This is a genomic window from Cyanobium sp. BA20m-p-22, assembly GCF_024346275.1.
In the GTDB taxonomy this organism is placed as follows: domain Bacteria; phylum Cyanobacteriota; class Cyanobacteriia; order PCC-6307; family Cyanobiaceae; genus Cyanobium_A.
Genome location: NZ_JAGQCQ010000211.1, coordinates 1 through 6,466, shown reverse-complemented (window position 1 = coordinate 6,466; position 6,466 = coordinate 1). Strand labels below are relative to the sequence as shown.

Annotated in this window: 8 protein-coding genes; 5 read left to right on the top strand and 3 right to left on the bottom strand. The window is 67.5% G+C overall.

Annotated features, from left to right (window positions below; genetic code table 11):
• The first annotated feature begins 56 nt into the window (after positions 1-56).
• Both KBZ15_RS15840 and trpA read left to right on the top strand, forming a co-directional pair.
• Positions 57-398: a DUF3007 family protein gene (locus tag KBZ15_RS15840; RefSeq protein WP_255016162.1), complete on the top strand. Its 342-nt coding sequence runs from the start codon at positions 57-59 to the stop codon at positions 396-398.
• Between the two features lie 29 nt (positions 399-427).
• Positions 428-1,243: a tryptophan synthase subunit alpha gene (gene trpA, locus KBZ15_RS15835; RefSeq protein ID WP_255016161.1), complete on the top strand. Its 816-nt coding sequence runs from the start codon at positions 428-430 to the stop codon at positions 1,241-1,243.
• A gap of 15 nt (positions 1,244-1,258) precedes the next feature.
• On the opposite strand, the gene KBZ15_RS15830 is transcribed toward trpA, so the two are convergent.
• Entirely contained in the window at positions 1,259-2,497 is a 1,239-nt protein-coding gene (locus tag KBZ15_RS15830; protein ID WP_255016160.1) for an aminotransferase class I/II-fold pyridoxal phosphate-dependent enzyme, read from the bottom strand.
• A 5-nt stretch (positions 2,498-2,502) separates the two neighbouring features.
• On the bottom strand, positions 2,503-2,805 hold the full coding sequence (locus KBZ15_RS15825; protein ID WP_255016159.1) for a hypothetical protein: 303 nt from the start codon (positions 2,803-2,805) through the stop codon (positions 2,503-2,505).
• A 128-nt stretch (positions 2,806-2,933) separates the two neighbouring features.
• Between KBZ15_RS15825 and KBZ15_RS15820 the strand changes: the two genes are divergently transcribed.
• A complete protein-coding gene (locus tag KBZ15_RS15820; protein ID WP_255016158.1) occupies positions 2,934-3,200 on the top strand; it encodes a YciI family protein in 267 nt (88 codons plus the stop codon).
• Positions 3,201-3,206: 6 nt separating this feature from the next.
• Here KBZ15_RS15820 and KBZ15_RS15815 read toward each other — a convergent pair whose 3' ends face one another.
• Positions 3,207-3,554 carry a c-type cytochrome gene (locus KBZ15_RS15815; RefSeq protein WP_255016157.1) on the bottom strand — a complete coding sequence of 116 codons (348 nt, stop codon included), beginning with the start codon at positions 3,552-3,554 and terminating at the stop codon, positions 3,207-3,209.
• 63 nt (positions 3,555-3,617) lie between these two features.
• Here KBZ15_RS15815 and KBZ15_RS15810 point away from each other — a divergent pair, with 63 nt between their 5' ends.
• Together KBZ15_RS15810 and KBZ15_RS15805 are read left to right on the top strand one after the other, a co-directional pair.
• A complete protein-coding gene (locus KBZ15_RS15810; RefSeq protein ID WP_315859909.1) occupies positions 3,618-4,853 on the top strand; it encodes a metallophosphoesterase in 1,236 nt (411 codons plus the stop codon).
• A 2-nt stretch (positions 4,854-4,855) separates the two neighbouring features.
• On the top strand, positions 4,856-6,466 hold a 1,611-nt coding region (locus KBZ15_RS15805; RefSeq protein ID WP_255016156.1), incomplete at its 3' end, for an AAA family ATPase.

Here is a 6,466-nt window from a genome sequence, read left to right as displayed (position 1 = left end):
ATTTTGTTTGCTCCCTTCATCAACCTGCGCATGGCAGGCCAGGGCGACGTGCACTCATGACCAACGGTCGGGCCCTGCTGCGGGCCCTGGGGGTTTTTGGCTTGGGGGGCGGCGGTTATTGGCTCTTTCAGGCCGGGGGCTTTGAGGGCTTTTCTGCTGGTATCGCCGCCTCAGCCCTGCTGATGGTGCTGGTTCTCGCCTGGACGGGCAGTTACCTATTTCGGGTGGTCACAGGCAAAATGACCTTTATCCAGCAGCGGCGCCAATACCGCGAGGCCTACGACGCCCTCACAACTGAGGCTCTGCAGCGCAAGTTTGACGCCCTCAGCCCTGAAGAGCAGGAGCGCCTGCTACGCGAAACGGGCCAGCTGCCAGAAGCTCCCCAGGGCGAGGCATAGGCTCACTGGCCGAAGCCCTTCTAGCTGCTGTGTCTGCCGCCCCTACCCAAATCCAGCAGCGTTTCAGCTCCCTTCGCCAACAGGGACGTTGCGCCCTGATGCCGTTTTTGATGGCGGGCGATCCGAATCTGACCCACACCCGGGCAAGCCTGCTGGCCCTGCAGGCCAACGGCGCCGACCTGGTGGAGCTAGGCATTCCCTACAGCGATCCCTTGGCCGATGGGCCGGTGATCCAGGCCGCTGCCAGCCGAGCTCTTAAAGCTCGCACCACTCCAGCCGGGGTGCTGGAGATGCTCAGCTCCCTCAAGGGTGAACTGACCATGCCGGTGGTGCTGTTCACCTACAGCAACCCCCTGCTCAACCGCGGCATGGAGGCCTTCTGTGCCGCCGCCGCCGCCGCCGGAGCCGCCGGATTGGTGGTGCCCGACCTACCCCTTGAAGAGGCCGAGAAACTCTCAGCAATCGCAGCAGCTGCCGGCCTCGATCTGGTGCTGCTAGTGGCGCCCACCACGCCAGCCGAGCGCATGGGAAGAATCCATCAGGCAAGCCGCGGCTTCACCTACCTAGTGAGCGTCACCGGCGTGACCGGGGTGCGGACAAACCTTGAGTCCCGGGTGGGCGATCTGGTGGGCCAGCTCAAGACCCTGGGAGATACGCCAATCGCCGTGGGCTTTGGCATTTCCGACCCCGAGCAAGCCCGCCAGGTGCGCGACTGGGGCGCCGATGGGGCAATTGTGGGCAGTGCCCTAGTCAAAGTGATGGCGGCCGCCCATGGCCAGCAGGGCGACGTTGCCGCCGCGGCCGGGCGCTTCTGCGCCGAGTTGCGGGCCGGGCTCGACGCTTAAGCGTGCGCTGGCCCTTTATGGGTCGCTGGGGCCAGCTGAGGCCAGCAGGCGGCGCAGGCCGTTGAACAGGCGATCCAAGGCTTCCGCCAGTTGGGGGCCATCCAGCAGGCCATAGCTCAGCCGCAGCAGCGGCCCGCCGGCCCTGGCCGGATCTAGGCCGAAGCTTTCCCCACTCAGGGTCGCCACCCGGTGCTCGAGCACCAGCCGCCGCATCAATGTGTCTCCCGTCAACGGGCCGGCAGCGGCCCTATCCAGCTGGAGCAGGCCATAGAAGGCGCCATCGGGATTGGCCCACAGCTGCACCGGCAGGCCGCTATCGCGCGCTTCGGCCACGGCCGCCAGGAGCTGCCGGCGGCGGTCGGCCAGGCCGGCAATTCGGGGCGCGCACCAGCTGGGTCCGGCCCTCAAGGCGGCAAGGGCCCCATGCTGGGTCAACCGCGGTGGACAGATCAGCACCGTGTCCTGCACCTTTTGTAAGGCCGGAAGCAAGGCGGCGGGTACGGCCATGTAGCCAAGCCGCCAACCGGCCATGCCATAGGCCTTGGAGAGGGAATGGAGCGACACGGTGTGGGCCGCACTGCCGCTCTGGGACCCAGCACTCCAATGGGGCTCGCCGCCATGGACAAACAGCTCATAGGCCTCATCGCTGATGTGCAGGAGGCCATGCAGGGCACAAAGTCGATTGATCGCCGCCAGCACAGCCGCCGGAATCACCACCCCACTGGGATTGTTGGGCGACACGGTGACGATGGCGCGGGTGCGAGGTGTGATCGCCGCAGCCAGGCGCTGGGGATCGGGGATGGCACCGCCTTCCACCAGCACCGGAACGGCGCCGGCGAGCTGCACCGCCATCACATGGTTGAAGTAATAGGGCAGCGGCAGAATCACCTCACTGGGCCCAGCTGGCGAGCCCTCGGCAATCACCTGAACAACGGCGCTGAAGGCCATGTTGCTGCCCGCGGTCACCAGCACCGCGGCCCCATCGAGGTCGAGCCCGTTCTGGCTCAGGAGCTTGGTGCTGACTGCCTCCAACAAGGGCGAATCCCCCTGCAGGGCGCCATAGCGATGCAGCTCAGGCCCACCAGCTGCCAGCGCCTCGGCCACGGCCCTGGGGACGGTCTCGGGCGGGTCCCACCCCACCATGCCCTGGGCAAGGGAGAGGCAGCCCGGGCTCTGGCGCACCAGGGCGGCCAGCTCCGGGATCACCGGGCTGAGCACCCCCTGGAGGCGACGGCTTGGCCCTGGCGGTGCCAAGGGGCTCAGAGGTTGTATTTGGCCGTCGACTGCTTCACGCAGGTGGTCTTGGCCTGATCCAGGCTCTGGCCTTGTTTGAGCATGCCATTGGCCACGCAGGTGCAGGTGTCATTGACCATGCCGGCAGGCGGGGTCTTACCAGACTTCTGGAAATCGGCCTGCATGGCACTGGAGCATTTGCCAACAATTATATTTTGCATCATGTTGGCGTGGGCCGGGGCCGCCACCAGGGCGGTACTGGCGCAGGCGAAAAGGAGGGGCAGGCGAAGCATGGAGCCAGGGCTGGGCATGGAGGCGGGGCTGTTCATGGAGGTAGGGCTGAGATCGGAGCGAACCGGGTAAGAGCCCAGGCTGATTCCAGTCTTACCACCGCGGGCCGGTTCCTGAGGTCTAAGCGGGTTCCTAAAGTCTTGGCCGTTTCACTCGCCCATCTGCCATGCGCTTCGTGCTTTGGGGCACCTACTGCGACGAAGCCCTGACCAGGCGCGCCCCCTATCGGCAGGAGCACCTGGCAGCCCTGCAGCAACTAAAGGATGCCGGCACCCTGGTCACCCTCGGCCCGACCGAGGGCAGCAGCCACGTTTTCGGCATCTTTGAGGCGGAAAGTCAGGAGCTGGTGGAAGCCATAGTTAAGGGCGACGTCTACTGGCGCCATGGGATCTGGACTGAAGTGCAGATCTACCCCTGGATCCAGGCTTTCTGAAGCCAGTCAGCCCCGCGGCCAATCGAGCAGGGCCTGCTGCCACACATAGGCCGCCACGGCCTCGGCACCTGTCTCCCCGAGCACGGCCCCGTAGCCGGCCATCTGGCCCCGGCCAGCGACCGCGATCTCGAGGATCCCAGCGGGTCCATCGATGCCATGGCGCTCGAGGGCTGCCAGCTTCAGGGTTTGCCCCCGGCGAATGATGTTGCCGCCATTGACATGGCAGCCGGCGCAATGGTTGCTGAACAATTCAGCGCCTGAGAGGCCTGCAGCTGGAGCCGGGGCAGCGCCAACCAGCAAGCCGATGGCAAGGGCGATCACCAGGGCCATCGCCTGAACATGCTTCTGGCCCACCCTGAAAACCCTTGAAAGGAGATTCCAGTGTGCTCCCACAGGCGCTAAACAGGAGCCGGTGTCATCCCGACCGCCCTGGCTTCCAGCCCTCTGCCACCCCTCACCCTGCTGCACAGCGCTGACTGGCAGATCGGCAAGCCCTATGGCCGGGTCCAGGACCCGGACAAACGGGCCCTCCTGCGCCAGGTGCGGCTCCAGGCCATCGGCCGGATCGGCTCCCATGCCGCCAGCACGGGAGCCGATTTGGTGGCGGTGGCCGGAGATCTGTTCGACTCCCCCACCCCAGGCAGAGCGGATGTGAGTGCCGTGTGTGCCGCCATCGGCTCCATCCCCTGCCCGGTGCTTGTGATCCCGGGCAACCACGACCACGGCGGCCCTGGCAGCGTCTGGCACAGCCCCTACTTCCAGGCAGAGCAACTGCGCCGCGCCCCCAACCTTCAGGTGCTGCTGGAGCCCGCGCCGCTGGAACTCGAAGCGGCAGTGATCCTTCCCTGCCCGCTGCTGCGGCGCAGCGACAGCGCCGATCCCTGCGGTTGGCTCCACTCGGTCAACTGGGCCCAGCTGCCGGCGGACAAGCCCCGGGTTGTGATCGCCCATGGCTCGGTGCACGGCTTCGCTGCCCCCGATCTCGACAGGAGCGGCGACGGCGCCAACAACCGGCTGCGCCTCGAGGGGCCCTGGCTGGACCAGGTGGACTACGTCGCCCTGGGGGACTGGCACGGGGTCAAGCAGGTTGCCGCAAAGGTTTGGTACAGCGGCAGCCCCGAACCGGACCGCTTCCCCCGCAGCCCTGACTACCGCTCCGGGTTGGTGTTGCAGGCCCGGATCGGCAGGGGACTGAACCCCCAGGTGACCCCCCTGGGCACCGGGGTGCTCGGCTGGCATCCCCTGCGGATTGAGTTGCACGAGGATGGCGATCTAGACCGGCTGGAAGATCAGCTGGACGCCCTGCTCGGCGGCCGGATTGGCAGCGATCTGCTGCTGCTGGAGGTGGGCGGCAGCCTCAGCCTGGCCGGCCACCGCCGCTATGGGGCCCTGCTCGAGCGCCTGGAAGCCCAGCTGCTGCGGCTCAAACTGCGGGGCCGTTGCGAAGCCGCTCCCGGCGAGGCCGAGCTGGCCGAACTCACCCAGCGCCCCTGTGATCCGCTGGTGGCCCGCGTGGCTGGGGAACTGCAGCAGGCAATCGCCACCGGCGCAGGGATCGGCGACGAGGCTCTCGGCGCCAATGGGTTGGATCCGGCCCTGTTGCGTCTTGCCCTCTGTGAGCTGCACCAGACCGTTGGGCAGCTGCAGGGCTGACCATGCGCCTGCTCCATGCCAGCTTGCGCCAGGTGCGCCTCCATCAGCATCTGGAGCTGCGCTTTGATCCCCATTTCACCCTGCTGGGCGGCGCCAACGAGGCCGGCAAAAGCACGGTGGTGGAGGCCTTGCATAAGGTTCTCTTCCTACGGGCAAGTGCCACCGGCCGGGCGGTGGACGAGCTGCGCTCACGCCTGCACAGCGGCCTGCCGGAAATTGCAGTGGGCTTCGAGGCGGCTGGAGCCCGATGGGAGCTGCGCAAACGCTTTTCCGGCGCCAGTGGCACCTGCCAGCTGGGCAGCGACGGCGGCGTAGCCCTACAGGGGGCTGCCGCCGAGGAGCAATTGGCCCGCCTGCTGGGCGTGGAGGGGCCGATTGAGGGCCGCAGGCACGGCCAGTTGCCCCAGCGCTGGGGCCACCTCTGGGTGCGTCAGGGAGAGTCGGGCAGCAACCTGCTGGCCGGCCCAGGCGAGGCCTATGACCTCAAATCCCTGGTGCAGCAGTTACAGCAACGGGGGGCCGCAGCGGCCCTGGAATCGCCCCTGGATCGGCTGGTGGGGGAGCAGCTGCAAGCCAGGCTGGATCTGCAATTCACCGCCACAGGCAAGGTCAAGGCCGGCTCCCCCCTGGCCGAGGCGCGGCAGCGCTGCCAGGAGGCCCAGGCAGCCCTGGAACAGGCCCAGGGCCACCGGGCTGAGCTGGAATCGGCCATGGAGCAACTGCAACGGATCGGCGCAAGGCTGCAGGCCATCGACTCGGCGGAAAGGCCCCGGCTGAGGCGGGCCAGCCAACTGGCGGGCCAGCTCCGCCTGCGCCAGGCCCAGATCGGCCCCCTGCAGCAACAATTTGCCCAGCTGGAGCTGGCCCTGGCTGAGCAGCAGGCCCTGCAGCAGCAAGGCCTCAACCTGGAGGCCCAACAGCAGGCCTGGCAGCAGCAGCTGGCCAGCCAGCTGGAGGAGCAAGCCACCCACCAAGCCGGCTGCCGAGCTGGGGAGCTGGCCCTGCTGGAGCTCGATGGCCAGCAGCGGGAGCTGGCTGGGCGGCTTGAGCTGGCCCAGCAACTGCTCGACCTCGCCAGCCTTGAGGAGGAAGCCCGGCAGCTGAACGCCCACCAACAGCAATTCGAGCAGCTTCAACGGGATGCCCAGCTGTGCAAGCAACGTCTGCTGGGGCTGGCACCGATCGATCAGGAAACGGTCCGGGCCCTCAGACAGGCGGAACAACAGCTGGCCCAGGCCCAGGCCCGCAGCCAGGCAATGGCCACCGCCGTTGCCCTGCTCGATGCCGACCAAGTGGTGTCAGTAGGCGGCCAGCCACTCCTGCCGGGTGAAACCCTGCAACTCAGTCGCGCCGCCGAGCTCAGCATCGGCAGCGGCGTGCGGCTGCGGATCAGCCCTGGTGGGGGCAAGGCAAACCTGGAGGCAGCCGAAGCGCTGGAGGCCCGTGCCCAGTCCCTGCTCAAACTGCAGCAGCAGGCAGGGGTCGACAGCAGCGAGGCGGCTGAGCAGATTGCCGGGCAACGCCAGGAGCTGGAGCGGGAACTGGCCCGCCTGCGCCAGGCAGCTGGCGCCATCCCCTGGAGCCGGCTCAGCGAGCAGATCGGCGCCCTCGAA

Bases quoted from the DNA above. Each gene is read 5' to 3' on its own strand.
- KBZ15_RS15840 (WP_255016162.1), top strand. From the start codon at position 57: ATGACCAACGGTCGGGCCCTGCTGCGGGCCCTGGGGGTTTTTGGCTTG.
- KBZ15_RS15825 (WP_255016159.1), bottom strand. From the start codon at position 2,805: ATGAACAGCCCCGCCTCCATGCCCAGCCCTGGCTCCATGCTTCGCCTG.
- KBZ15_RS15820 (WP_255016158.1), top strand. From the start codon at position 2,934: ATGCGCTTCGTGCTTTGGGGCACCTACTGCGACGAAGCCCTGACCAGG.